Origin of the sequence: Scytonema hofmannii PCC 7110, from assembly GCF_000346485.2 — a bacterium.
GTDB lineage: Bacteria > Cyanobacteriota > Cyanobacteriia > Cyanobacteriales > Nostocaceae > Scytonema > Scytonema hofmannii.
The window spans coordinates 6,183,240-6,208,848 of record NZ_KQ976354.1 but is presented as its reverse complement, the minus strand read 5'-3'; the positions used below and the strand labels follow the sequence as shown (position 1 = coordinate 6,208,848).

General features: G+C 41.7%; 23 protein-coding genes and 1 pseudogene. 11 read left to right on the top strand and 13 right to left on the bottom strand.

The window, feature by feature from the left end; translation table 11 throughout:
- Window positions 1-21: 21 nt before the first annotated feature.
- From WA1_RS25815 to WA1_RS25800, 4 genes are all read right to left on the bottom strand, one after another.
- Entirely contained in the window at window positions 22-2,742 is a 2,721-nt protein-coding gene (locus WA1_RS25815; RefSeq protein WP_148662771.1) for a PAS domain S-box protein, read from the bottom strand.
- Window positions 2,743-3,017: 275 nt separating this feature from the next.
- Window positions 3,018-3,629 (bottom strand): Uma2 family endonuclease, encoded by a 612-nt coding sequence (locus WA1_RS25810; protein ID WP_017746996.1) that lies wholly within the window; start codon window positions 3,627-3,629, stop codon window positions 3,018-3,020.
- Between the two features lie 30 nt (window positions 3,630-3,659).
- Window positions 3,660-4,859, bottom strand: coding sequence for a DNA double-strand break repair nuclease NurA (locus tag WA1_RS25805; protein WP_017746997.1), 1,200 nt, complete (start codon window positions 4,857-4,859; stop codon window positions 3,660-3,662).
- A 125-nt stretch (window positions 4,860-4,984) separates the two neighbouring features.
- Complete coding sequence (locus tag WA1_RS25800; RefSeq protein WP_017746998.1) at window positions 4,985-5,779, bottom strand: HAD family hydrolase; 795 nt, start codon at window positions 5,777-5,779, stop codon at window positions 4,985-4,987.
- Window positions 5,780-5,947: 168 nt separating this feature from the next.
- On the opposite strand from WA1_RS25800, the gene WA1_RS25795 reads away from it, so the two are divergent.
- Window positions 5,948-7,096 carry a WD40 repeat domain-containing protein gene (locus WA1_RS25795; protein ID WP_017746999.1) on the top strand — a complete coding sequence of 383 codons (1,149 nt, stop codon included), beginning with the start codon at window positions 5,948-5,950 and terminating at the stop codon, window positions 7,094-7,096.
- Between the two features lie 105 nt (window positions 7,097-7,201).
- Here the strand turns inward: WA1_RS25795 and WA1_RS25790 are convergent.
- Window positions 7,202-7,490: pseudogene (locus tag WA1_RS25790) on the bottom strand (metal ABC transporter permease); the annotation flags it as partial.
- A 384-nt stretch (window positions 7,491-7,874) separates the two neighbouring features.
- On the opposite strand from WA1_RS25790, the gene WA1_RS25785 reads away from it, so the two are divergent.
- The 3 genes from WA1_RS25785 (at window position 7,875) to WA1_RS25780 (ending at window position 10,140) form a co-directional block, all read left to right on the top strand.
- Window positions 7,875-8,954, top strand: coding sequence for a glycosyltransferase family 4 protein (locus WA1_RS25785; protein WP_017747002.1), 1,080 nt, complete (start codon window positions 7,875-7,877; stop codon window positions 8,952-8,954).
- 118 nt (window positions 8,955-9,072) lie between these two features.
- A complete protein-coding gene (locus WA1_RS53255) occupies window positions 9,073-9,264 on the top strand; it encodes a hypothetical protein (RefSeq protein WP_081402945.1) in 192 nt (63 codons plus the stop codon).
- 513 nt (window positions 9,265-9,777) lie between these two features.
- Complete coding sequence (locus WA1_RS25780) at window positions 9,778-10,140, top strand: hypothetical protein (protein ID WP_026135066.1); 363 nt, start codon at window positions 9,778-9,780, stop codon at window positions 10,138-10,140.
- Between the two features lie 89 nt (window positions 10,141-10,229).
- On the opposite strand, the gene WA1_RS58785 is transcribed toward WA1_RS25780, so the two are convergent.
- Complete coding sequence (locus WA1_RS58785; protein ID WP_081402944.1) at window positions 10,230-10,538, bottom strand: DUF433 domain-containing protein; 309 nt, start codon at window positions 10,536-10,538, stop codon at window positions 10,230-10,232.
- 102 nt (window positions 10,539-10,640) lie between these two features.
- Here WA1_RS58785 and WA1_RS25775 point away from each other — a divergent pair, with 102 nt between their 5' ends.
- Window positions 10,641-11,999 carry a GTP-binding protein gene (locus tag WA1_RS25775; RefSeq protein ID WP_017747004.1) on the top strand — a complete coding sequence of 453 codons (1,359 nt, stop codon included), beginning with the start codon at window positions 10,641-10,643 and terminating at the stop codon, window positions 11,997-11,999.
- Window positions 12,000-12,061: 62 nt separating this feature from the next.
- Here the strand turns inward: WA1_RS25775 and WA1_RS25770 are convergent, their stop codons facing one another.
- The 3 genes from WA1_RS25770 to apcB all read right to left on the bottom strand — a co-directional run bounded on the left by WA1_RS25770 (window position 12,062) and on the right by apcB (window position 15,023).
- Complete coding sequence (locus tag WA1_RS25770) at window positions 12,062-13,408, bottom strand: cytochrome P450 (protein ID WP_017747005.1); 1,347 nt, start codon at window positions 13,406-13,408, stop codon at window positions 12,062-12,064.
- A gap of 84 nt (window positions 13,409-13,492) precedes the next feature.
- Window positions 13,493-14,311, bottom strand: coding sequence for a TlyA family RNA methyltransferase (locus WA1_RS25765; RefSeq protein WP_017747006.1), 819 nt, complete (start codon window positions 14,309-14,311; stop codon window positions 13,493-13,495).
- Between the two features lie 202 nt (window positions 14,312-14,513).
- Window positions 14,514-15,023: an allophycocyanin subunit beta gene (gene apcB, locus WA1_RS25760; RefSeq protein ID WP_017747007.1), complete on the bottom strand. Its 510-nt coding sequence runs from the start codon at window positions 15,021-15,023 to the stop codon at window positions 14,514-14,516.
- Window positions 15,024-15,441: 418 nt separating this feature from the next.
- On the opposite strand from apcB, the gene glnA reads away from it, so the two are divergent.
- Complete coding sequence (gene glnA, locus WA1_RS25755) at window positions 15,442-16,857, top strand: type I glutamate--ammonia ligase (RefSeq protein WP_017747008.1); 1,416 nt, start codon at window positions 15,442-15,444, stop codon at window positions 16,855-16,857.
- A 156-nt stretch (window positions 16,858-17,013) separates the two neighbouring features.
- Here the strand turns inward: glnA and gifA are convergent, their stop codons facing one another.
- The gene (gifA, locus tag WA1_RS25750; RefSeq protein ID WP_017747009.1) at window positions 17,014-17,214 is read right to left on the bottom strand and encodes a glutamine synthetase inactivation factor IF7A; all 201 of its coding nucleotides are present in this window, start codon (window positions 17,212-17,214) and stop codon (window positions 17,014-17,016) included.
- Window positions 17,215-17,465: 251 nt separating this feature from the next.
- Between gifA and WA1_RS25745 the strand changes: the two genes are divergently transcribed.
- The gene (locus WA1_RS25745; RefSeq protein ID WP_017747010.1) at window positions 17,466-18,521 is read left to right on the top strand and encodes a class I SAM-dependent methyltransferase; all 1,056 of its coding nucleotides are present in this window, start codon (window positions 17,466-17,468) and stop codon (window positions 18,519-18,521) included.
- A gap of 482 nt (window positions 18,522-19,003) precedes the next feature.
- Here the strand turns inward: WA1_RS25745 and patX are convergent, their stop codons facing one another.
- The 3 genes from patX to WA1_RS25735 all read right to left on the bottom strand — a co-directional run bounded on the left by patX (window position 19,004) and on the right by WA1_RS25735 (window position 21,865).
- Window positions 19,004-19,237, bottom strand: a complete 234-nt coding sequence (gene patX / locus WA1_RS61820; RefSeq protein WP_419183596.1) for a heterocyst-inhibiting protein PatX — start codon at window positions 19,235-19,237, stop codon at window positions 19,004-19,006.
- 106 nt (window positions 19,238-19,343) lie between these two features.
- Window positions 19,344-21,146, bottom strand: a complete 1,803-nt coding sequence (locus WA1_RS25740) for an FAD-dependent oxidoreductase (RefSeq protein ID WP_017747011.1) — start codon at window positions 21,144-21,146, stop codon at window positions 19,344-19,346.
- 74 nt (window positions 21,147-21,220) lie between these two features.
- Window positions 21,221-21,865: a Uma2 family endonuclease gene (locus tag WA1_RS25735; RefSeq protein ID WP_017747012.1), complete on the bottom strand. Its 645-nt coding sequence runs from the start codon at window positions 21,863-21,865 to the stop codon at window positions 21,221-21,223.
- Window positions 21,866-22,018: 153 nt separating this feature from the next.
- Here WA1_RS25735 and WA1_RS25730 point away from each other — a divergent pair, with 153 nt between their 5' ends.
- From WA1_RS25730 to WA1_RS57270, 4 genes are all read left to right on the top strand, one after another.
- Entirely contained in the window at window positions 22,019-22,495 is a 477-nt protein-coding gene (locus WA1_RS25730) for an excisionase family DNA-binding protein (protein WP_017747013.1), read from the top strand.
- A gap of 350 nt (window positions 22,496-22,845) precedes the next feature.
- On the top strand, window positions 22,846-23,895 hold the full coding sequence (locus tag WA1_RS25725; RefSeq protein WP_017747014.1) for a zinc-dependent dehydrogenase: 1,050 nt from the start codon (window positions 22,846-22,848) through the stop codon (window positions 23,893-23,895).
- A gap of 102 nt (window positions 23,896-23,997) precedes the next feature.
- Complete coding sequence (locus WA1_RS25720; protein ID WP_017747015.1) at window positions 23,998-25,257, top strand: inorganic phosphate transporter; 1,260 nt, start codon at window positions 23,998-24,000, stop codon at window positions 25,255-25,257.
- A 97-nt stretch (window positions 25,258-25,354) separates the two neighbouring features.
- Window positions 25,355-25,504 carry a hypothetical protein gene (locus WA1_RS57270; RefSeq protein WP_158516608.1) on the top strand — a complete coding sequence of 50 codons (150 nt, stop codon included), beginning with the start codon at window positions 25,355-25,357 and terminating at the stop codon, window positions 25,502-25,504.
- Window positions 25,505-25,609 lie beyond the last annotated feature (105 nt).

The window sequence follows — 25,609 nt, the reverse complement described above, 5'->3', positions numbered from 1 at the left end:
AAAAACATTTCTTCTGTCATTCTAATTCGAGCAAATAGGAATCTGAATCAAAAACTCTGTACCTTTACCAGATTCTGATCTGCATTTCAAACTTCCGCCATGCTTTTCTACAATAATTTGGTAACTGATTGATAACCCAAGTCCTGTTCCCTTTCCCACAGGTTTGGTTGTAAAAAATGGGTCAAACAATCGTTTTCTGACATCTTCTGTCATCCCAAACCCGTTATCCGCAATCTGAATGAGGGCAAAATTGTTACTCCCAACTGCGGTGCTAATGTGAATTGTAGGGCAATGGGTATAGAAATCACTCCCAATGCCCGATACCCCATGCTCTATTCCTTCGTCCAAAGCATCGATCGCATTAGTCAAAATATTCATAAAAACCTGATTCAATTGACCTGGGTAGCAATCAACTAAAGGCAAATGACCGTATTCTTTAACAACAGAGATATTACACTTACTAGATTTCAATCGATGTTGTAAAATCAACAGTGTATTCTCTAACCCTTCGTGAATATCGACTGGCTTTTTTTCGGCTTCATCAAGGCGGGAAAAATTTCTCAAACTCAGAACAATCTCGCGGATACGATTAGTTCCCATTTTCATAGAAGATAGCAGTTTGCCCAAGTCATCAGCAATAAAATCTATTTCGATTTCTTCACAAAAAGACCGAATCTCCGGATCGGGATAAGGATAATGTTGGTTATAAAGCTTTAATACCTCTAGCAAATCTTGTATATACTCGCTTGCATGGGTAATATTGCCGTGAATAAAGTTAACTGGATTATTAATTTCATGAGCAACCCCTGCTACAAGTTGTCCCAAGCTAGACATTTTTTCATGTTGAATGAGTTGAGATTGAGTTTCCTGTAACTTGTGCAAAGTTTCTGAAAGTTTTTCTGCATGAGTTTGCGCTGCTAAAGTAGCGGCGCGACTTTCTGTGTAAAGTTGGGCATGATCGATCGCAATTGCTAATTGATCTGTCACAGCTTGTAGCAGACTAATTTCGCTATGACTCCAAGTATGTTTCTCACAGCTATGACTGCAAACAATGGCTCCAAATTCACTCGAATTATTCTTGACTGGTAGTAACAGTTGAGCCGTTATGCCAAATTTAGAGAAAAACTCTTGCGGAACGCTATCTAACAAGCACGTGCTATTGGTAGCATCAATACAAAGTAATTCCCGCTCTAGCAATATGTTGACTAAAAAAGTGACTTTTTCCATTGGAATATCACCCAACATACTTGGTAAATTGGGGTTTCGTGCTTCATGGGTAATAGTTAATGTTGGCTGAGGCAAGTTTGGCAAATATCGGAGAAAATAGCAACGGTCAATTTGCAATAAGCAGCGGATTTCACAGACAGCTGTTGCCAGAATTGTATCAAGTTCTAAAGAATTACGAATTTGACTGGCAAGACCTAGTAATAAAGCTTCCCGACGGCTGAGAAGTTCTTCTCTCGCCCATATGCGATCGATTGCTACTGCAATATTGTTAGCAATCCAATTTAATAAATTATGAGTTGAATTGGTAAATAGCTCTTTGCTAAACAAAGCTATAATTCCGATAGATTGCTGCTCGATAATTAAAGGATAGGCAGCTAAAAGAAAATTTGAGAAAAAAGGTTCTAGAAACTCTTCTTCGTTTTTAATCGTAACTTCTTCATTAAAAAGAGCTTGATTATTTTTGGTCATTAAACCAATGATGCTGTTTGCTAAAACTGCATGATTGGGAAAATCTTGATTGTTAGTTAAAGTTTGGCAAGTCCTATCCGTACAGTGAATACCAGCTTGTAATTGGATTTGGTGTGTTTGGTTCTCAAAAGTCCATATACAAACAAAAGCAATGTCTAAATACTGAGACAAAGTTTTTGTACAGCTTTGAAGGATTTCAGGAACGGAACCGCTTTGTGATAGGGCTAAGCTGATTTCCGCACTTAGCAATGATAAACGCGATCGCTCTAACAAAGCCAGTTCTGACAGTTTACGCTGTGTAATATCTGTACGAATTGCCACATACTGATAGGGTTTTGCCATTTTATCTAAAAATGGAACAATCAGAGTGTCTACCCAGTAATAAGTTCCATCTTTAGCTTTATTTTTAATTTCTCCTTTCCAAATATTTCCCTGAGAAATCGTTCTCCACAAATTTTCAAAAAAGTCTTTAGAGTGATAGCCAGAATTGACAATACGATGGTCTTGTCCTATTAATTCTGTTTGTGAATATTGTGAAATCTCACAAAACTTTTCATTAGCATAAGTAATTTTACCTTGTTTATCAGTGATAGCCACTAGCGAGTGAATATTTAAAGCAAACTTTAAAGCTTCTAACTCCTTGATATACTGTTTTTGTGATATTTCGCTTTCTTTCCGAGCAGTGATATCCCGAGCAACTGCATAAACCAATTGTTCATCACCAGATACACTCGCATTCCATGACAACCATTTGTAAGACCCATCCTGACCAAGAAAACGACTTTCTAAACCAAAAACTTCCTCACCTGAGACAAGTTTTGCATAAGCAGCAATACAAACATTACGGTCTTCTGGATGAGCAAAATCAATAAATGGTTTGTTTTTGAATTCCTGTTCTGACCAACCAAAAATCTTTGTCCATACTGGATTTAAACACTTGAAATAGCCATTAAAACTAGCAATGCATAGTAAATCATTAGAGTGGGAGAAGAATTGCGAGTAGTTCTTCTCTGTTTCTCTCTCATCACTCATACTAGTTTTTTTCATTTTATAAATCCAGTCATAGTAATTAAAAAGCCCGCATAAAGCGGACTTTATTTATCTTGCTTGGGTAGTACATTGCTCTAGGAACCAAAAGCTCTTAAACATAACTAACCCTATGCAATAAATGTTATTCCATCCTCGCTAAGCATAGGTTTCCCCAAACAGACTCAAAAATTATCATTTAAACTGTTAAATAATAATACAAAGTTTTACAAAAACTTTATAAAACAATCAGGGTGTCTATTCACTGGTCACTGGTCACTGGTCACTGGTCACTGTTAAAAGCCATAATCAATCCTTGCACCTTCACTTAAAGTCATATTAGGAAGATTTACCAGCTCGTAAATATCAATAAAAGAAAGTTGAAAGTCAATAGAATCAAACGTTAATAAAGAATTAACAGTGTCGTACTCAGTCAGTATCCAATTTCCTTTTGAGTTTTTAGCATATTGTTCTGCATAACAACTATTTTGGTCAATTGAGACATATTCCCGAAATTCAGGAATTGACCGATAAAAGCGAAATCTATCTGAGTCAGTATGATTGGTTGTTGACCTTGATGAAACTTGAACAATTAATAAGGGATTGGTTATTGTTGTGTTATCCGTACCCTCATAAAATGGTTCTCCATCAATAACCATAACATCTGGATACGTGTATTGATTGTAACGCGGTATCCATAGACGCACATTACTGAAATACACGCGATAATTTTTTCCTTTAAGACCAAATTTTAGGTAGGCATAAATATTACCCGTAATCTGATTGTGTTCAGTTGTAATTCCCATCATCGGCACGATTTCTCCATCTAGATACTCACTCTTGTAGCCCGTTGTTTGGTCGATGGCTAGATACTCATCACGGGTATAATAGCGTTTTTCGTGTGCCATGCACTCTTGTCCTCCTGATGCTGTTGCTATTTATGCTATGCTCCCCCGCTTTCTTGCTTCCTTGTAAGAAGTTCCTACATTTTTTAACCCCGCCCTGATCATTTGTCGTTCAAGCAGGGAAAAGAATCTTGTTTTATCCCCACCTTTCACCACAGCTTGATTGTGCGCTTCAGCTATAGCCACAGGATAACCATACCCTTTCTGTACTTGTCCGAGCATTAGCCCTAAGGCGCGATCGAACATATTTGTGTCTTTAGCCACCCATGATGGTACTTCTATCCGAGCAATTTCAGTACCTACATGGACATAACAAAAGTAAATCTGTTGGTCTTCATACAAGTCAAGAATACGAGCATTGCTGCGCCATAAAGGACCTCGCTGTCCGGGTTTAAGTTGAGTTGACCAAAGAGCAGTGTCTCGTAGGGGTTCAAAGATTTTACATGGAACTTTCTCCAGTTGATTGGGGCAAAAACTTGCACAGTCGGGTACTGGGTGGGGACAAGCTAAAAGACGTAAAAAGTTTATCCCTTCAACGTTGCGTCCGGCGCTGAGATAACCCATCAAGGGAATTTTAGCATCACGCAATTTTTGCCAAGCTTCCAAGATGGGAGGTAAGATTTGATTGCGTGCATCCAAAGGCAACTGTTCCAAAAACCAGTAAATTAACGACCCATCCACCATCGCCAGTGTTGGGACTTCTTCTGTTTCCTTGTATCGGTGTCCCCCCATAGTACTGCAAGCCAGTTCTGCTAATACAGTTGTTTCGCTAGCTGTCCGCCGGAAACTCATCCACTCTTCAGTACGAATACCCCATTGACGGGAAGCGTATAAATCCTCCGGTCGATAGAATATCTCAGGTAAGCTATCTAAAAGTGGGTGACGGTTTTGTCCGTAGTGCAAAACAACTCTACCAATATTGAGGAGATAGCAATACGCTATTTCATGATGGCTGGGAGCTATTTGGGAACCATCAGTGGCAATAACCGTATGAATTTTAGGAGGAGTTTGAATCTCAACGCAGGTATTCAGTGGTTCTACTGGGGTTGCATTGGCAAACAAAATGCGATCGCGCCACTTTTCTTGTTTCTGTACTAACTCGAACTGGGAGGCGAGTGCATCGTGAAGATGTTTTTGAGCCAGTTCTAAACGATAGCGATTAGCAGCCGCTTCTTGAGTCAAGTGCTGACTCAAACCTTGCATTTGTACTGTGAGTTTGGTGAGATCTAGCATATTGGTTAGTGGTTAGTGATTAGTAGGGGCGCAAGGCCGCCGCGCCTGTACAGTAGTCAGTAGGGGCGCAAGGCATTGCGCCCGTACACAATTAATCGTTAGTAGTAAAAAAGTACCACTAACGACTAACCATTAACCACTAACCAATCAGAAAAATCTTGAGCAAACTGAGAGAGTGACAGTAAATGAATTCGAGAATCGTTTTTAGCAGACACCTTTTCTACTCCGGTATTGTAGCCCCAGTCTGCAAAAAAGAGTTTAACTTCCTCCAAATCCGGTTGCTGTTTCACTAATTGTAAAGTTTTCAATCGATCTTCTACAAACCACAAACTTTCTGGCGCAATCTTTTCCGCTTGAATTAATTCTCGCAAAATCTCATACTTAGGACGCTTCATTTCTTTACCAAAAATCACCTCTTTTGGTAGTTCAATCCCTTGCTGTGCTAGAAGTTGTTGTGCGAAGCGACCTTCTTTCGTAGTAACGACATATAACTTAGTTGAACTTGAGGTCGTCGCTTCGAGTTTTTCAACGATACCTGGATAAAATCTGTGCCGACTTAACCAACCGTTTAAATCGTCAGCAATCCACTTATCTCGATATTTGTCTAGTTTACTACCAATTTCTGCTGGTTTGAAATTATCTGCTTGTAAAATTTGTTGTGCGATCGCATTCCAATCCTGAAGAATGTTTTCTTCGGCGATTCCTTGAACGAGCGCTTTGACTAGTACAGGCATTTCCCAACCCGTTTCAATCACGGGTCTCAGTCGATAGAAAAGGATAGCTAAATTATCAGGGGGCGTCTGGTCATTGGGTAACCAAACTTGACAATAGGTATGCCAAGATACCTCAAAGTACTCAATCAGTCCGTCGCAAATGACACCATCGAAGTCTAAAGCTAGAATTATCGGACTATTTGCCATGATCTGTTTTGAGGATTAGACTGCTATTGTTAGCTTACCCAACTTCTCAGAACTATAGGGAATCGGGAGATGTGGGGATGAGATAGTCGAATAATTTCCGTAAAACCTGCTTGGTTAAGCGTATCCTTTTGATATGACTTGATAAGATAACTTACATTGTGAACTGGCATGACGGTAGATGTACGAAAATTTTTTCAGGCAACTGACCCTGGAAAAACCCTAGTCGTAGCAAATCCTGAAGACAGGAAGTATTACATTGATTTTTCCTCAGTACGAGGCGGTAAAATTATAGAAGAACTAAAAGATAACATTACATTTTTCTCACCCGATGACCCTACCTGTGTCTTATTTACCGGGCAATTTCAAAGGCATCAGGGGGATGTTAACAGCATCAGTTTTCATGTTAATGGACAGTATCTTGCCACAGGTTCGGGCGATAGTACGGCTAAACTGTGGAATTTGCAGGGCAAGAAGCTAGGGGAATTTAAGGGACACAAGGATCGGGTTAGAGGTATCAGTTTTAGTCCGGATGGACGATACCTCGCCACTAGCTCATTTGACGGTACTGCCAAATTATGGGACTTGCAAGGACACCAACTTGTGGAATTCAAAGGACATCAGAACCGAGTCAATAGCGTGAGTTTTAGCCCAAATGGGCAGTACTTAGCGACTGCCTCTTTTGATGGCACCGCTAGAGTGTGGAATTTGCAGGGCAAGCAACTAGTGGAATTAGAAGATCGAGGTATACTTTGGAGCGTAAGTTTTAGCCCGAATGGGCAGCACTTAGCAACTGCCTCAGACAACGGCATCATTAGACTGTGGAATCTACAGGGCAGGCAACTGAAAGAATTTCAGGGGCATCAGCGTCGTGTCAGCTGTATTAGCTTCAGCCCCGATGGGCAGCGACTAGCCACTGCTTCAAGCGATGGCAATGCCAGACTGTGGGATTTGCAGGGTAACCAATTGGCAGAATTTAAGGGACATCAAGGTTGGGTCAGCAGCGTTTGCTTCAGCCCGAATGGGCAGTCCCTTGCTACTGCTTCAGGAGATGGTACCGCCCGAATATGGGACTTACATGGCAACCAACTTGCGGAATTTAAAGGACATCAGCGCCGAGTAAGTTGCGTGAGTTTTAGCCCTGATGGGCAGTATCTTGCTACTGCCTCGGATGATGGTACTGCTAAGTTGTGGCGAATAGAAAATTTAGATCGATTACTAGCAAGAGGTTGTGATTGGTTGCATGACTATTTGACTACTAACCAAAATGTCAAAGGTATAAAACAAAAATTCTTTGTACACCAAAACAATAACGAGTAATATCATGTTCAGCTAATAACTTATAAATTAATTGGTTTATAGTTGCGCTGTCTTCGCTAAAGCGCAACTACAAACAAGCGTGTAAGTGTTCATCTGAACATGATATAAAACTAAAGTCACAATCGTAGAAGTATCGCGCACTTCGTCAACAGTCACACCGAGAATATTTCCAAAAAGAAAATGGTTCAAGTCAATTTTATTGTCTTTTTGAATGACAGTAATCAGGGTAATCCCCCCAAAGGCAAAAAACGCCGAAAAAACTATCCCCATGACAACATCTTCTTTAATAGGCTATCGCGTTTTAATGAAAGCAATTGCCATGGTACTGAGAACACCAGCAATAAATGCCCTAACAAAAATATTACCTCCCAAAAAAAGCGATCGCCAGCCTCGGTTTTCAGTGATGTACCAAATGTTAGTGCTTACTAGTTATTATTGCTACTAACCACTAACCACTAACCACTAGCTCTTAGCAATCGATCCCCAAGGTTTTTTTAATAAGAAAGGTTGATCCCCATTTAACTATAAGATATAATTATATCTGTCCTGCGATAGATGTGGATTATGAAATTTTAAGAATACAGTACACGAAGCTGCACTTTAGCTGGTCAGCATCAATTTGGAGGTGGCGCATAGAGGGTGCTAAATTAACCAAAAAACGCCGTATAGGGCGTATGCGGTTAATTCCAACCTTAGGAAGAGGAGGAATGAATACCTAAAGCAAAAGTATCTCAACCCTTGTCCAACGACCACTTTACCAGCTGAACCAAGGAAATCTATGAAAATCGCTCAAGTAGCCCCTTTGTGGGAACGGGTTCCACCTTCAACTTATGGAGGAATTGAACTCGTGGTGAGTCGTCTGACCGATGAACTCGTGCGTCGGGGTCACGATGTGACTTTATTTGCCTCAGGCGATTCGCAAACACTGGCTGAGTTAGACGCAATTTGTCCTCGTGCATTGCGCTTGGACCCGGACATCAAAGAAGGTATGATGTACGAGATGCTCGAAGCTAGCCACGTTTACCAACAAGCGGCAGAATTCGACATCATCCATTCCCATGTAGGAATTTGGACTTTGCCTTTGGCAAGCATGGTGTCAACCCCCACAGTACATACCTTGCATGGCATATTTACCCGTGACGGCAGCAAAGTATATACCCTTCACAGAACGCAACCATACATCAGTATTAGCAACGCCCAGCGCCAATTAGACCTAAATTATGCAAGCACCGTATACAACGGGATCGATTTAGGTGACTACCAATTTGTATCTCAACCAGCACAGCCGCCCTATCTTGCCTTTTTAGGACGCTTTTCTCCAGAAAAAGGACCTTCTCATGCGATCGCCATAGCCAAGAAAACTGGTTGGCGCTTAAAAATGGCAGGAAAGGTCGATGTCGTAGATAAAGAGTTTTTCGAGAAAGAGATTGCCCCGCAGATTGATGGTAAGCAGATTGAATATCTGGGTGAAGTAGACCATGCTGCGAAAGTAGAGCTTTTGGGCAATGCATCTATTACCCTCTTTCCTATCACTTGGCGAGAACCCTTTGGTTTAGTGATGATTGAATCAATGGCGGCTGGTACACCAGTGATTGGGATCGATATGGGTTCCGTATCAGAAGTCATTGCTCATGGCAAAACAGGTTTTGTTTGCCAAAGCTATGAAGAAATGGCGACAATGATTCCAGCAGCTTTAGAATTAAATCGTCAGATATGCCGAGAACACGTGGAAAAAAACTTCACCGTGACTCAAATGGTAGACGGTTATGTAGCGGTCTATGAAAAAATCCTCAGCGATCGCAATGAGAGAAACGGACGAATTCCAACTCTTAGAACTTCGCTAACATCAATTGCTTGATAAAGCTCTCATCCAAAGGATGAAACCTAGAACGAAAACTCAATGATTTCATCCTTTATCCTTTACACTTTATCCTTTCTTCAGACTTTACAAGCTTTTTGTGACAAGGAGAATCAATATGAGAACGACGACTCACAGTTGTCTTTGCTGCGGTAATTCTTTGTTACGACACGTGCGTCATCAAGGAGTTTACTGGTTTTGCCAATCCTGTCGGCAAGAAGTGCCTTTACTATCTGTTAGTCAGTCACACTTCTTAAACCAAGGAAGGAATACAAAGCACTCAATGTTACCCCAATTGATTCTGACGTAAAACAACTAAAGTGCAGCAAAACATAGTTGTCAGTTACGTTTTTGCCTCCAAACTGTTTTAATGATGCTTTAAACTCAAGATTTTCCAGCAAATAGTGCAGCTACCAATTCTCTATTTCTTTTTTTCTTTGCAGAATCTAGCAAATCCCCATTATTTCCTTATTAAGGGAATAGTGGGGGGTTTCTTTATCTGTAGTTATAGACGTAAAGTATCAATCATGTGTTCCCGAAATAACAATATTATTTTTAAATGTAATGTTTATTTAAGATTTGAAATTTTTATATATCATGATGTTGTGCTATTGCACCAACTGAATTTGCGAAATGTGAGCGATCGTACAGATTGAGTGAAAAATTTTAGATTTGATAGTTAGTATACGGCTATTGTGCCATTTAGGGGCTAACCAAATTTCAATCATTCCTCTTCCATGAGTTTTAGATTTGAGAAAAACTCTCAGGTGATAAAAAACTTAGTTTCTCAGTTTTTCACTTCAATAAATACTGGAAGGATTTCATGATGGATCTACCCTTTCTTCCTCCAGAAGATATGCCTCCTACCGAGGTTACATTATTTGATGAATTATTGCACAGACACCTAGAACAAGTTTCTAGCAACCGCTTCTACGAACTCTGCGACTCTACACAGCAGGCTTTATTATCACTAAGTCAGTGGTATGTTGAGATGATTGCCGGTACTATGACACTGGTAATTCTTTGTTACGACATGGACAGTTATCCGCAGATTGTCGAAGCTATTCCTCAGCTTCTCGATCGCTTAAAGCTGCTCTCAAACAATTCCAAAATCTGTATTCAACGCCCAACAGATAGAGGAATAGTGTGGAGATTTGAAGTAGAAGAACTTTCTGCTGAAGGATAAAGCTAGGAATATTCTAATAATTGAGTTAGGGACTTCCAAGAAATAAATTATCCCCGGAATGTGGAACGGGCGTCCCCGCCCGTCCTGTATTAGTGGCGGGCAAGATGCCCGCACCACAAGAAATTTTGGGATACTTTTATTTGGAAGTCCCTTAGAGGATGTTTGTAAAGTCTTGGCGAATGGAATTCGCGTCTATACAGGCAAAACCCACCTACGTGGGTTTCAAAACTGAAGGGGCGACAAAGTAAAAGAGCGTTTCCTATATACTTTGAACTTTTATCTAAGTTAGGAAGCAGCAATCTAAATGAACTAACCGGAATTCTGGTACTTTTGATTCTTGGCTTGCCTCTAAGTATATCCGGAGTACTAACAATATACTCTCTCCAATTTACTGGCACGGTTGCTTTCCTACCTAATTAGGTACTACTTACTCATATACCAGCTTAACTTTCGCAATCGAAAATCTAAAATTAAATATAGTCTCAAATTAATCCATCCCAGTGTCAAAAAATCAGCAAGAAACTCACTTAAACCGCGCACGTGCTAGTCTCAGGCAAGCACTCTCTTGGTATGGGCATCTTCGTAAAGCCGGACAGTCAAAATCAAACTCGCAATTAGCAGGGCTGGTAAAACCAGAGTTAGAGATTTTGGCCTCCACTCTCAATAAATTGGACAACAATGTAATTCGCATTGCTGCTTTTGGTTTGGTGAGTCGCGGTAAGTCAGCAGTACTTAATGCTTTGCTAGGACAAAAGATTTTGCAAACAGGTCCCCTGAATGGTGTGACACAGTACCCCCGTTCCGTACATTGGAATCCTGGAGGTAAAGTCCAGGTAGAATTAATTGATACACCAGGACTGGATGAAATTGAAGGAGATGCACGGGCGCAAATGGCACGAGAAGTGTCTCAACAGGCTGATTTGATCTTGTTTGTTGTCTCTGGTGATATTACTCGTACAGAATATCAAGCATTGTGCAAATTGCGACAAACACAAAAACCTTTGATTCTGGTGTTTAACAAGATAGATTTGTACCCAGATACAGACAAACAGACGATTTATAAAAATTTGCAGCAGTTGGGTAGCGGGAGTCTCCAAAGAACTCCTTTGCAACCTGATGAAATTGTTATGGTGGCTGCAGAACCCGCACCAATGGAAGTTCGCGTGGAGTGGCAAGATGGTCGAGTCACGCAAGAATGGGAAACTCCATCACCACAAATAGAGGAACTTAAAGAAACTATTCTGAAAATTCTGAATCGTGAAGGGCGTTCTCTTCTGGCTTTAAATGCACTTATTCAAGCACGGGATGCAGAAGAAACGATCGCAGAAAAAACTATCAAATTACGTCAGGAAGAAGCAGAAAATCTGATTTGGCGGTATACCAAATATAAAGCTTTAACTGTCGGTCTCAATCCGATTGCTTTTTTAGATATTCTTGGTGGAACTATTGCTGACTTGGCTTTAATTCGATCGCTAGCACGTCTGTACGGTTTGCCGATGACTGGTTATGAAGCAGGGAAAGTTTTAAAAACAATTGTATTTAGTTCTGGTGGTATGCTGCTAGGTGAAATAGGCAGTAGCGTGCTTTTGGGTTTGGGCAAAAGTGCAACTGCTATTGCTTCAGGAGAGAATCCTATTAATATGACTGCTTATGCTGGAACAGCTATAACCCAAGCAGGTATTGCCGGTTACGGAGCATACGCTGTGGGAAAAGCAGCACAAGTGTACTTAGAAAGAGGCTGTTCTTGGGGACAGTTAGGAGCAAGTACGGTAATTCAAGAAATTCTCTCAGAAGTAGAACAGAATACAATTTTGTATCGATTGCAACAGGAGTTAGGATTGCTCAATCGGGAGTCATGAGTATATTGAGGGACTTCCAAATCAAAACATCTCCAGTGGGCTGAGCATTTGCGCCCGCCCATTTAACGTTTTCCAGTCATCACCATCCGAACCCCACCTTTAGGCGCAAGGGTAAACCCACGACGTTGAAGTTTTACTGGTTTATTATCCAAATTGGCAAGTTGATACTTCGATAAAATCGTTGCGAGAACAAGTTTCATTTCTAGTTGAGCTAAAGCATATCCCAAACAGTGCCGACTTCCGCCACCAAAAGGAAAATATTCACTCTTGGAGTACTGGCGCTCAAAAAAACGTTCTGGTTTAAATTGTCGAGCATTAGGATATAAATCTTCTCGATAATGGACGAGGTAAATACTTGGCATTAAGGTTGTCTCAGCATCAAACTGGTATCCCCCAATTGTTATAGGTGATTTGGTGATGCGTGGAAAAAGCACAGGAAGGATAGGATACATCCGCAGTGTTTCTTGACACACTGCAGTTAAATAGGGAAGCTGAGCAATTTCCATGGGGTTTGAGCTTTCTCCCAAGCTGTCTAGTTCCTGTAGCAATTTTTCAAGAACGTCTGGATGTTGATGAATTTGATAGAAAGCCCAAGTGAGTGTTGTTGCAGTAGTTTCATGCCCAGCAAATAAAATCGTTAGTAGTTCATCTTTTAATTCTTCGTTGCTCATCGCTTGACCTTGGTCGTCCCGTGCTGCCATCATCAGGCTGAGGATATCGCCACGCCCCGAATCTCCCTGTGTTCTTCTCTCCTCAATTTCTGCAATAAGTAAGTCATAAACTTGGCGTTGTCGCAGTTTCATTCGTCCCCAAGGAGTCCAATCTCCCCAATCTTGTTGTAAGAACCGTAAAAATAGCATACTAGAGCGGAGCGGAGAATCGGTCATATTGAGCCAATCCGTAAGTAGGGGTTTAAGTTGTTGATAGCGTTCCCCTTCGCTCAAGCCAAAGACGATTTGCAATATCACCTCTAGGCTAATCTTCTGCATGGCAGTCCGCACCACAAAAGGTTGACCGACAAGCCACTGACTTGCAAGCTGTTCCGTCAAGAGGCAAATTTGTTTGGCGTAAGTTAGTAAACTTTCTCCATGAAATGGAGGCATTAATAATTTTCGTTCTCGCCGATGGCGATCGCCATCCATTAACATCAAAGAGTTTTTCCCGATGAGAGGTTCTGCGAGTGCATTTCCACGTCCCGCATCAAACTGTTTGGCATCTTGATTAAAAATCTCTTGAATTGCTTGAGGGTTACCGACAAGCACATAGGTTCCCAGCCCACCCAGTCGCATAGTAAAAATGTCACCATATTTTTGGCTGTATCTTTCTTGAAAAGCGAGCGGATCGGCAATCCAATTCATGAGTTGCCACCAAGAAAAACTGGTGATGCGGTTCGGTAATTGACTCAACATGGCACTTCATTTTTACTATCAATATGAATTAACTTTACTTCTAAGCAGATCTTGTGTGTTGTGAAAACAACAGTTCGTCACTGGTCACTGGTCACCGGTCACTGCTTTTTGTGCCAAGCAAGTCATCTGCACGATCGCATTTAAATCGAGTGGTTGAGCCTCACTTTCCATTCCCAACCACAACAAGTACTCAATATTCCCCGCAGGACCTGTAATAGGCGACCAAGTTAAACCTTTGTATTGCCATCCCAACTCTTGTGCCGTTTGCAACACCTGAAATATAGCGTTTGCTTGGTCTTTAGGGTCACGCACAACACCCTTTTTCCCAACACGGTCTTTTCCCACCTCAAATTGGGGTTTCACCAACAAAACTACTTCACAAGGAGGTTGCAGTAATTGCTGCAGGGCAGCCAAAATCTTGGTTAACGAAATAAACGACACATCCACAACTGCCAGATCGGCCACTTCTGCTCTACCATACAACTCATCTGGTGTCAAATATCGTAAATTTGTGCGTTCCTTCAAAATCACTCGCGAATCATTTCGCAACCGCCAATCAACTTGTCCGTACCCAACATCAACCCCATAAACTCGTTTTGCACCTGCTTGGAGCAAACAATCAGTAAAACCCCCTGTCGAAATGCCACCATCCAAACAAATCCGTCCTTCTACAGGAATGGCAAACGATTCTATTGCCTTGGCTAACTTTTCTCCACCTCTAGAAACAAAACGCGATCGCTCTTTTATCTGAATTTGAGCCGAAACATCAACCTCTGTACCAGCTTTGTCAACAAGAACACCATTAACCAGAACTTCCCCTGCTTGAATGAGGCGTTGAGCTAAAGCACGAGACGAACACAGAGCACGTTCTACCAATAAAACATCAAGTCTTTGCTTAACCAAGCTTTCTTTGGCATCCTTCTGTATACAGCAATCAGTAATTAGCGATCGTTTATCACAAATTACCTGATAAGCGATCGCCAGTCACTGAGTTGGTGAAAGTTACTGTTTTCCTTCAGCAATCAGTCAGTAAAACAGCGAACAGAGAAACTGGTCACTGGTCACTTGGTCACTTGGTCACCGGTCACTGGTCACTGGTCACTGTTTAGATATCTTTTTCGCTTAACTCTCTGGTTATGTAGTCAAACGGCTCATCTAAAAAGGTAGTATCGCTCACACCTGTTGCAGCCACTTGCGCCTTCACAATATCCTTCATAATTTGGATACCGAAAACAGTAGGACCAATGGGAACTCCCAAAGAATTGTAAGTTTCCCGCAACCCTTGCAGCACGCGCTCATCTAGAACATCCATACTACCTGCAACCAGAGCATAGGTAGCATAGCGCAGGTAGTAGTCCATATCACGGAGACAAGCCGCATAACGACGAGTTGTGTAAGCATTTCCACCCGGACGAATCAACTCAGGTTGTTCCTCAAATAATTTAGAACCAGCCTGCTTGACAATTGACGCCGCATTTGAGTTGATAGACGCAGCAGCTTGAACCCGTGCTGTTCCACTTTCAAAATACGACTTGAGGTTGTCTATGGCATTCCGGTCAAAATAACGTCCAGCAACGTCATAATTTTTAATTAAGCTAGTTACTGCATCCCGCATTCCTTTTTCTCCCAATCAATCCTATTATGGTTTGATATTTATCTGATTGCTGTTCGCAATCGGCATCTTTTTGCGCCACTTATTAAAAGAAGCCACAGCACAAAAACAATCTGTGCGCTATTTATGGATTCTATGCCAAAGTTGTCCCTTGCGGGGTGAACTTTTTTAAGAGGGAGTGACCAGTGACCAGTGACCAGTGACCAGTGACCAGTGACCAGTGACCAGTGACCATTATTTAAATAAAAATTAAATGTCATGCTTCTCAATGACATTTTGTAGTAAACAATACAAAATCTACTAATGTCCTGTTTCTAGGATATTCCAGGGGTCTGATGGATTTGCAGTTAGCGAGCTTTCTTCAGCAAACATTGAACACTCTGGTTTTACTATTGATAAATCGGCAGCCTAAGGAGTAACCATGACAACCCCACAAGAAGTCCTGAAGATGATTCAGGATAACAACATTCAGATGATCGATCTGAAATTCATCGATATGCCAGGGATTTGGCAGCACTTGACGCTTTACCAAAACCAAATCGATGAGACTTCCTTTACGGACGGCGTACCTTTCGACGGTTCTAGTATCCGGGGTTGGAAAGCCATCAACGAATCGGACATGGCGATGGTACTCGATCCAAACACTGCCTGGATCGACCCTTTCATGCAAGAACCAACGCTCAGTATTATCTGTAGCATTAAGGAACCTCGCACGGATGAATGGTACAGCCGTTGTCCTCGCGTGATTGCCCAGAAAGCAGTTGACTATCTGGTGAAAACTGGTCTTGGCGATACAGCGTTCTTTGGTCCTGAAGCTGAATTTTTCATTTTTGATGATGTCCGCTTTGACCAAAACCAACACTCAGGCTACTACTATGTAGACTCGGTTGAAGGTCGTTGGAATTCTGGTAGAGAAGAAGGTCCCAACCTGGGTTACAAACCCCGCTACAAAGAGGGTTACTTCCCAGTTGCGCCTACGGATACCTCACAAGATATGCGGACAGAAATGCTGCTCACCATGGCAAAGTGCGGAGTGCCAATTGAAAAGCACCACCACGAAGTTGCTACTGGCGGTCAGTGTGAACTGGGTTTCCGTTTTGGAAAGTTGATTGAAGCAGCTGATTGGTTGTTGACTTATAAGTACGTCATCAAGAACGTTGCTAAGAAGTATGGTAAAACCGTTACCTTCATGCCCAAGCCAGTCTTCCAAGACAACGGCTCTGGCATGCACACCCACCAATCTATTTGGAAGGATGGTCAACCGTTGTTTGCTGGAGACAAGTATGCTGGCTTGAGTGATATGGCGCTGCACTACATTGGCGGTATTCTCAAACACGCACCTGCATTGCTTGCAATCACTAACCCCACTACCAACTCTTACAAGCGCTTAGTACCCGGTTACGAAGCACCAGTAAACTTGGCTTATTCTCAAGGTAACCGTTCCGCTTCGATTCGGATTCCATTGTCTGGTACTAACCCCAAAGCCAAGCGCTTGGAGTTCCGTTGTCCTGATGCGACTTCTAACCCCTATCTGGCATTCGCTGCTATGTTATGCGCTGGGATAGATGGTATCAAGAACAAAATTGACCCCGGTCAACCTTTGGATAAGAATATTTACGAACTTTCTCCTGAAGAATTGGCGAAAGTTCCTTCAACTCCAGGTTCTCTTGAACTCGCGTTGGAAGCACTAGAAAACGACCACACGTTCTTAACCGAACCCGGTGTATTCACTGAAGACTTGATCCAAACTTGGATTTCCTACAAGTTGGACAATGAAGTGAACCCAATGCGCTTACGTCCTCATCCCTACGAATTTTCTCTCTATTACGATGTTTAATTTTTAGGGACTCCTGCAAGATACTTAGATCCCTGACTTCTTAAAGAAGTCGGGGATCCAATCAACACAAAGCCACCCGCTAGTGGTGGTTTTTTATTGGAGATTGGGGATTGGGCATTGTTTCTTGCCTATTCCCTATTCCCCATTCCCCATTCCCTAACTCATTGACGCATTACTGGAATCGTAAGTCATGCGAGCAGAGGGGTCAATTTTGCCTTGAGTTGGGTTCCAATAGTGGGAAACTTCTCCAGGAAGACCTAACTCTTCGCCTGCACGACCCAGCATGGATTGTTGACGATTCTTAATCAACTGATAATGACGCATCATAAGAGCACGTGCTTTTTCTTGTGTAGACATACCTAAATCCTCCTTAATGGTTTTTTATTTATAAATGTCAATATTGCCTGACATAGTTCCATACTTTTAAGATAGCACGCATTCTGTATCTAAAGTTACGAAATAGAATTTTTAATAAAACTTAATAATTTAACAGATCCAAAAGTGGTCTTTTTAAGCTGTAAACCCTTCTTTAGATTTATGAGATATAAGTTACAAATACTTAAAATATGTAAAGATATATTCTAAAAACTTAATTAAAGGAAATTCTCATGTCCGACACTTTAACCAAACTGACCTATCAAACTTTTCAGCAAGGCAAGAATTATTTTGGTCTAACCCATAAAATCGTAAGTATCCGCCTAAAGAAGTTCATCTTCCCTCAAGAAGGCATATCTCAGTCCATTCCCAGTGAGGTTTTACTGAAATTTCAAAAAAGGCTAAATAATTTGCTAGAAGTTGATTGGGAAGATGCAGGACGGGGTGTGTACCCTAAAAGCTTGTTGTTCGATAACCCTTGGGAAGACTTTTTCCGGTACTATCCTCTGATATGGCTTGATTTACCACAAATTTGGGATAGGGCGAACCAAAGGAAATACCAAGATTTTACCCCTGAAGTAGATATCAACGGTTATCCCAGCTACTACGTCCAAAACTTCCATCACCAAACCAATGGCTACTTGAGTGATTTATCAGCCAATCTGTATGATTTGCAGGTGGAAATTCTGTTTCAAGGTTCAGCAGATACCATGCGACGGCGCATTCTTGCTCCCTTGAAAAAAGGGTTAGAAGTTTTCAAAGACTTAGCCCCTCGTCAAGTACGTGTTTTGGACGTAGCTTGCGGAACTGGTCGCACTTTAAGGATGATTCGAGCCACTTTATCTCAAGCATCTCTGTTTGGTACAGATTTGTCACCAGCATATCTGCGGAAGGCAAATGAGCTTTTGTCTGAAATACCTGGGGAATTACCCCAACTCTTACAGGCAAATGCGGAAGAGTTACCTTACGTAGATAACTACTTCCATGCTGTCACCTCTGTTTTTCTCTTTCATGAATTACCTGCAACAGCTCGTCAACGGGTTATTGAAGAATGCTTTAGGGTCACAAAACCAGGTGGTGTTTTTATAATTTGTGACTCAATTCAAATAAGTGATTCCCCAGAACTGGAACCGTTAATGGAAAACTTCCACGAAACTTTCCATGAACCTTACTACAAGCATTACATCACTGATAACCTGGTAGAGCGATTGAAACAAGCAGGTTTTGTGAATATTGAGACACAAGTTCACTTCATGAGCAAGTATTTGATTGCTCGCAAAGCAGCTTAAGTGTTTCTAATAACTTTACTGTTGACATGGGGTGGTAGATTGAGCCACCCTCTTTTTTTGCACACTTAAGTAAGTTCGTAAGAAAAAACCAAACTATGCGATAACAGGGGAGTGGGGAATAGGGAGTAGGGAGTAGGTGAAAGAGTGTTTCTTTCATTCGTAGCGGGTGGTGTGCCGTGGGGCTGCTCCCAAGCAACCAAAAAGTTGCAATAGGAGTTCTCTGTGTATTTGAAGAGCTTTAAATACTTGCTCTACTGACAGCAATTGGACTTGGCATTGATGCAAGATTTACTGCTCACTTAGTATACAAAATAATTGGTAAAACCCCAAAATATTACTTAAATGTCTAACAATCCAAATGTGACTTTTTTGCTTTGGAGGGTGCGTATCGGATAGTAAGCATAACACCCTGGATTACCGTACTCTTATTCCCTTGCTACAAGGTCTCTGCCGCCCCAAGAACTGGCATAAACTTGCAGTTGTTAGACATCAGATTGCGTAGTACTGATAAATTCCATTAATTCTCTACGTCCACTACCTCTGTAAGGTGAACGTCTAGAGCCTCCAGGTTGTGAGGTTGAGCTTCTTCTTGTCGCTCTCGCCAAAATCAATTGTGGCGAATCATATTTGGATGAGAAAGTGTTAGGTACTTGGTTGTTAATAGCAAAGGAGCTACACAGGAAACCTACGATTAAAAGTGAAACAGCTGCACGCATAATGAATGTTTATTTTTGAACTATCCATTTCACTGATACTGAGTTTTCTTTTGTGCATCCGGATAATTTATTTAAGAGTATTGTTTTTTACCGCAAAAAAACCTTGTTAGCAATCGATATGTTCAACTAGTAACCAATTTCCCGCACGGTTAAAACGACCCCAAATTTTGAGTAGTTGCCCATGAAGATATGTTTGCAACTGCTCGTCAATGTGCGATCGCAACGTCACAATCTGCCAAGTTTGCCCCTGGTAATTCCTTGGCAAAATAATAATAAATTTATAATCCTGCTGAGCTTGGCGATGAAAAAGCCCTGTGAAACAATCAATGTTTCTTAAATTAACAGAATCGCCATCACAGTAAAAGTCCTGAGGAGGCGATAAGTGGGGGCAATTGCCGCTCTTCGGATATGTTTCTGGATTATCTAAATAATACAGTTGCAAATGTAACCAATCCGGAGAATCAGGTGGTAAGTTAAATATTGGAATGATGCCAGCTGCATGGTGGCGATCGCGCAATAAAGCCTCTTGCAAGATTCTTACAGGCAGATCGCGAGGACTTAAATTTAACTCAATACACAAAGCCGCTGCCATACCAGCAGCTTGACCAATACCCATAACTACAGGTTGCAATCGAGTCGAGCCATTAGCAATATGAGAAACCGAAATATTTTTCTCACACACTAATAAACCATCTGTTTTTATAGGAACAAGACAACGGTAAGGAATTGTAAAAGGAGTTCCCGTCCAACGTCCTCCCCAGCGAATAGATTTAGGAAGGAGTTCAAATTTTACACCGGGATAATGATGGTCATTAGCATAGTTCCCAATAGCAATGGTATCCTCATGTAACGGCGCAACTCTACCTCCAGCAATTGGCAAAATATCCTGTTCTCGTATGGTAGTGAGTCCCACGAGGCGGCGGCTTTCCCGGTAATAGGGGTGAAGGGCGAAGGCGCTGGTGGGATTTTGGATTTTGGATTTTGGATTTTGGATTGAGGATTGAGGAAAAATGTCATTGGCTAAACCGTAGCGAGGACCGAGTTGATTTTGGATAAAACGGGCAAAATTTTGGCTGTGCCAAAGACATTCTTGGAGAAACTCGCGTCGCATCTCTAATGATGCTATGACTCGCTCGACGCCATGACCGTAATCATTACCATGAATCGGCCAGTTAATCATAAACAGACCCCCAGGTAAGCGCCCGTAATTCAAAAATTGTTCTGCACCGTAGTCATCCCAAGCACCAGTAAATTGTGAGGGGTTGTCATTTGGCGCACTTGGGATTTCAGGAGCAACAGATTCACCAAAATCTTGCATCACCACTACCCAAGTGGGGGCTTGCACTGGATATTTTTCTGTGAGATAATCAAATAATGCTGGAGCGCTATTTTCTCCCCATTCAGACCTCAACTCCCAACCCCAACGGTAAGGGACTTCAGCTAAAGCTAACAAATCCCCCAACTCTGTGGCATCAAGAGTCACTTTAGCATTGACAGTAAAATCTACAAACCGGACACCGCCAACGCAGTTATTTTGTTGAATGACCTCCAACGGTGTTTGTCCTGCGATCCAAAGCAAGTTTGGCAACTCTTGTACCCAATCTGCAAAAATTTCTGCTCCAATGCGGGGGTCGTAACTAAAGAAGCTAACCCAACTGTTGTCTAACCCAAGTGGCTGACGGCGTTGTAATTCTTGTATAAAAGCACCCCACAACCCTGTTTGGAAAGCTTCCAACTCATTCCCATCCGGTGCTGATACTCCTGCTGAAGTGAGCATTCCCCCCAACCAAGGAAATTCACTCACCAAAATAGTTTTTGCCCCCCGTCGTGCTGCTTGGATAGCAGCTGCGGTTCCTCCTGTCCCGCCTCCGACTACTAAAACATCGGCTGTATATGTCTGATTAACCATTCCTGACTTTCTGGTAGATAACTGAGTACCATTTTGGATTTTAGATGCATGGATTTTGCGCTACTCCCTACTCCCTACTCCCCATTCCCTACCTCTAATTGTTGCCTAAGGTCGCGGATTGCTGCACTTGTATTTCGCTCATACGCAATTTGTAAGCATCTAGCAATGACATCATGAATATTGATGTCTGGAAAATAGACGCTTTGAGTTTGGAGAATATATTCTGTACCTTGTAACTGATAGATAGAAAGCTGTTTTTTCTTAAAAAACCAAACTTCGGGAACTTTGTAGGGAAGGTAATCATTGACATCGGAATAGCTAGTTACGTCAATCTCCAGTACCAAATCAAAAGGAGGATCGATACTCCAGTTAATTCGCTCTTTGCCTGATGCAGTTTCCCAATTATCAATGTAGAAGCAGTAATCAGGCTCAATACCGCTTTCTTCTGAAAGTTCTATCGTCACTGGGGTAAACGCATCATATTCGCGACCAGTGTAATCCAACAAAGTTGTAATGATATGGGCGATTAAGTGAGCATCACGTCCATGCTTGGGAAGGGGAGACATGAGAAGAACTTCCTGGTTTTGGTATTTCATACGTGGGATAGAACTGTCACCTCGTTGTTGAGATAATATTTGATACTCTTCCCACGTAGCAGATAACCGTATAACAGCTCCTGGTGGTAGCTGGATTTTTTCAGGTGAAACGAGAGCAAACACGGCGGAAACTCCCTTTAGCTGTAAGCATGAAATGGCTAGTTTTTGTAATGATAACGCAATTTCCTTGTCGTCCTTTGTTGTTAGTTTTTCGATTATTGCGTTTATGTAATACAATAATAATTGTAACTTAGGAAAAATTTTTAGATACTGAGTATGACCATCATATTAGGGACTACTGCATCGCTAGAGTCCGCAGTCGCGCAAGAGCAAGAAGCTCAAACTCTCAAGCAATTAGAGCAAATCTTGCGAACAGAAGGTAACATTGCCAAAATAGTAGGAGCCAACGGAGAACAAATTGATATTCCCGAGTCACTGCGTCAGGTATTGCATTACATCGTTCAATCTTTTGTGAAAGGTGAAACTATATCTATAATTCCAGAAAATTGTGAAATGACGACACAACAAGCAGCAGATTTTCTCAATGTTTCACGTCCCTATTTAATTAAGTTACTCGAACAAGAAGATATTCCTTACATTAAAGTCGGAACACATCGAAGGGTTCTTTTTCGAGATTTAATGAAATATAAAGAACAACGAGATATTAAGCGTCGGCAAGCTCTTCAAGAGCTTACTGAGTTTCTGCAAGATGAGGGATTTTACGATGAGGAGAAAAGTTTCTCCACCAGATGAGGAAACACCAACTCAGAAAAAAAGCGATTAAAAAAAGAACGCCTTTTCCAAGTATTACATGGTATCAGCACAATTAGATCCAGATAATGGTTTTTTCCTTGAACCATAAGGTATTATTTCCTCTCTCTCTTCAAAAATGAGCGAACGTACAGTATTTTAATTATAACCAAGTATAAATACACGGTGTAGTCTCACTTGTATTAAACATAGTTCTTGTGGGATGGGCATCTTGCCCGTCCCTGATACAAGACTGCAAGATGCAGGAACTACAAAAACTGAAACTGTATTTCGTAGTACAAAATTCACCGAAGAGTGTTAGATCTAATATCGTTGAGCGGTGAAAAATCAAAGTGAAAGCACAGGTCTTTAGAGGCGTCAATCAGCTATCTTACGAAGAGATTCCCGTACCTACACTGGAACCTGATGAAGTCTTAGTTCAAGTGCAAGTTGTGGGATTGTGTCAATCTGATATCAAAAAAATTCGTTATCCCCTGTACGAACCACCACGTATCTTTGGACATGAAACTGCGGGAACTATAGCAGCGATCGGTTCTGAGGTCACAGGCTGGCAGATTGGGCAAAGGGTAGCAGTTATGCATCACATACCTTGTATGCGTTGCGCTTATTGCTTAAATGATAACTTTTCCATGTGCGATACTTACAAAAATATCTGTACTACGGCAGGGTTTGCACCTAGTGGAGGTGGTTTTGCTGAGTACGTTAAAGTTCCCGGTCATATTGTCAGAAACGGTGGGTTAATTCCCATTCCCGATAATGTGAGTTTTGAACAAGCAAGTTTTGTAGAACCAACTAACTGCTGTCTTAAAGCAGTGAAAAAAGCTCAAATTGCCCCAGGTCAAACAGTTTTAATTACTGGTGCTGGACCAATTGGGTTGATGTTTATCATGTTGGTGAAGTATTTTGGAGCAAGAGCGATCGCTACCGACTTACTGCCTTCGAGAATGGAAAAAGCTTTGAATGTGGGAGCAGAAGCAGCATTTGATGCTCGCGATCCTAATTTACCAGAAAAGATTCATGCCCTAACCAATGGTTTGGGAGTTGATGTCACTCTGCTTGCTGTCCCCAGTGAAAAAGCGTTCTTCCAATCCCTCGACTGTACCCGCAAAGGTGGCAAAATTCTCTTTTTCGCTGAATTTCCCGATGAAGTAGAAATTTCCATCAATCCCAATCTTCTTTATAGAAGAGAAATAGATTTGATGGGTAGCTACAGTTCATCATATCGACTACAAAGTTTAGCAGCTGATATCGTGTTTAATAAGCGCATTGACGTACAAGCTTTGATTAGCGATCGCATCCCATTACAAGATTTGTCAGCAGCCGTAGAAAGAGCGATCGCACCGACTCCGGAAACTTACAAAATATTGATAGTTAATAGTTAGTGGTTAGTAGATAGTAGTTAGTGGTTAGTGGTTAGTAGCTAATATTAACAACTAACAACTAACAACTAACAACCAACAACTAACAACTAACCACTAACAAAAATGCTTATTCTAGTAACAATTCTCGCCTTCTACCTAGCATGGAATTTAGGAGCAAATGATGTTGCTAACTCAATGGGAACATCAGTAGGCTCCAAAGCCGTGACATTGAAACAAGCCCTGATAATTGCAGGGATATTAGAATTTACGGGTGCAGTTCTTTTTGGACATGAAGTATCACAAACTCTGGCAACAAAAATTGCCAATCCTGCTTTATTTGTCAATGCACCTCAGACACTAGTGACTGGAATGTTAACAGTTCTTATATCTTGTGGTTTGTGGTTGCAAATAGCCACATCACGGGGTTTACCTGTCTCTTCTTCCCATGCAGTTGTAGGTGCGATCGCCGGATTTAGTTGGGTTGCGTTAGGAGTCAATGCTATTGATTGGTTATCCATTGGACGAATTACTATCGGCTGGATTGTTACCCCAATTATTAGTGGTGCGATCGCCGCTTTATTCTACAGTCAAATTAAGTATTGGATTCTAGATCGACCAAACCCACTGATACCCTTAAACGAATGGATTCCTTGGTTGAGTGCAATTTTGCTAGGAGTTTTTGGTGTTATTGTTTTACCATCAGTCACTCAACCAATAGCAAATTTTTTGATAACACAAGTTGGGTTCAAAATACCCGCACATGATATTTCCTTAGCCAGTGGTGCTTTAGCAGCCGTTGGTCTCACGTTCTACAGTTGGCGACAGTTGGAAGACACGAGAGGAGAGAAGGAAAGTTATCATCCCCAATTTCAAAATCCCGTTGAAGAATTATTCGCTAGATTTCAACTATTAAGTGCTTGTTTTGTAGCGTTTGCTCATGGCTCCAATGATGTTGGCAATGCCATAGCACCTTTGGCGACAATTGTCTATATCAATCGTACTGGTACAGTACCCCTAAACGGTATTGATATTCCCCTATGGATTTTAGTTATTGGTGGTGTTGGTATTGTAGCTGGTTTAGCTGTTTGGGGTAAAAAAGTGATTGCCACCATAGGAGAAAGTATTATTGCCCTACAACCCAGTAGCGGATTCTGTGCTGAACTAGCAACTGCTACCACCATTTTACTTGCTTCACGAATCGGGTTACCTGTGTCTACTTCTCATGCTCTCGTCGGTGGCGTTGTTGGCATTGGATTGGTAAAAGATGCAAAGTCCGTTCAGTTTAAAACACTCCAAGGGATTGCTGCAGCATGGCTCATCACAGTTCCCCTAAGTGCAGGCATTTGTGCTATTTTATTCGGCATTATCAATTGGGTAACCTAGATCCCCGACTTCTACAAGGATACTGTTGGCGAATGGGGGGTCAGACCCCCTATGTGGAATCAGAATCTAGAATCAGAATGGGAGCAACTGCTATAAAGTGCGGGCGTGCCCTCTTGACAAAAACATCTTTTATCTGACTGATGCGATGGTGGTATGGGGGATGTGCGCTCAACCCCATGCGGTAAACAGGCGATCGAACATCACCTCACCCGGTAAACAGGCGATCGAACATCACCTCACCCGGTAAACAGGCGATCGAACATCACCTAACCTGGTAAACAGGCGATGCCCTTTGAAAAAGGCAGCCCACAAAGGGTGGGCTGCTGTGGAAACTACATTGGTGAAGAAATAT

Coding starts and splice junctions, on each gene's coding strand:
- WA1_RS25815 (WP_148662771.1), bottom strand. CDS start 2,742: ATGAAAAAAACTAGTATGAGTGATGAGAGAGAAACAGAGAAGAACTAC.
- WA1_RS25810 (WP_017746996.1), bottom strand. CDS start 3,629: ATGGCACACGAAAAACGCTATTATACCCGTGATGAGTATCTAGCCATC.
- WA1_RS25805 (WP_017746997.1), bottom strand. CDS start 4,859: ATGCTAGATCTCACCAAACTCACAGTACAAATGCAAGGTTTGAGTCAG.
- WA1_RS25800 (WP_017746998.1), bottom strand. CDS start 5,779: ATGGCAAATAGTCCGATAATTCTAGCTTTAGACTTCGATGGTGTCATT.
- WA1_RS25795 (WP_017746999.1), top strand. CDS start 5,948: ATGACGGTAGATGTACGAAAATTTTTTCAGGCAACTGACCCTGGAAAA.
- WA1_RS25785 (WP_017747002.1), top strand. CDS start 7,875: ATGAAAATCGCTCAAGTAGCCCCTTTGTGGGAACGGGTTCCACCTTCA.
- WA1_RS53255 (WP_081402945.1), top strand. CDS start 9,073: ATGAGAACGACGACTCACAGTTGTCTTTGCTGCGGTAATTCTTTGTTA.
- WA1_RS25780 (WP_026135066.1), top strand. CDS start 9,778: ATGATGGATCTACCCTTTCTTCCTCCAGAAGATATGCCTCCTACCGAG.
- WA1_RS25770 (WP_017747005.1), bottom strand. CDS start 13,408: ATGTTGAGTCAATTACCGAACCGCATCACCAGTTTTTCTTGGTGGCAA.
- apcB (WP_017747007.1), bottom strand. CDS start 15,023: ATGCGGGATGCAGTAACTAGCTTAATTAAAAATTATGACGTTGCTGGA.
- glnA (WP_017747008.1), top strand. CDS start 15,442: ATGACAACCCCACAAGAAGTCCTGAAGATGATTCAGGATAACAACATT.
- gifA (WP_017747009.1), bottom strand. CDS start 17,214: ATGTCTACACAAGAAAAAGCACGTGCTCTTATGATGCGTCATTATCAG.
- WA1_RS25745 (WP_017747010.1), top strand. CDS start 17,466: ATGTCCGACACTTTAACCAAACTGACCTATCAAACTTTTCAGCAAGGC.
- patX (WP_419183596.1), bottom strand. CDS start 19,237: ATGCGTGCAGCTGTTTCACTTTTAATCGTAGGTTTCCTGTGTAGCTCC.
- WA1_RS25740 (WP_017747011.1), bottom strand. CDS start 21,146: ATGGTTAATCAGACATATACAGCCGATGTTTTAGTAGTCGGAGGCGGG.
- WA1_RS25730 (WP_017747013.1), top strand. CDS start 22,019: ATGACCATCATATTAGGGACTACTGCATCGCTAGAGTCCGCAGTCGCG.
- WA1_RS25720 (WP_017747015.1), top strand. CDS start 23,998: ATGCTTATTCTAGTAACAATTCTCGCCTTCTACCTAGCATGGAATTTA.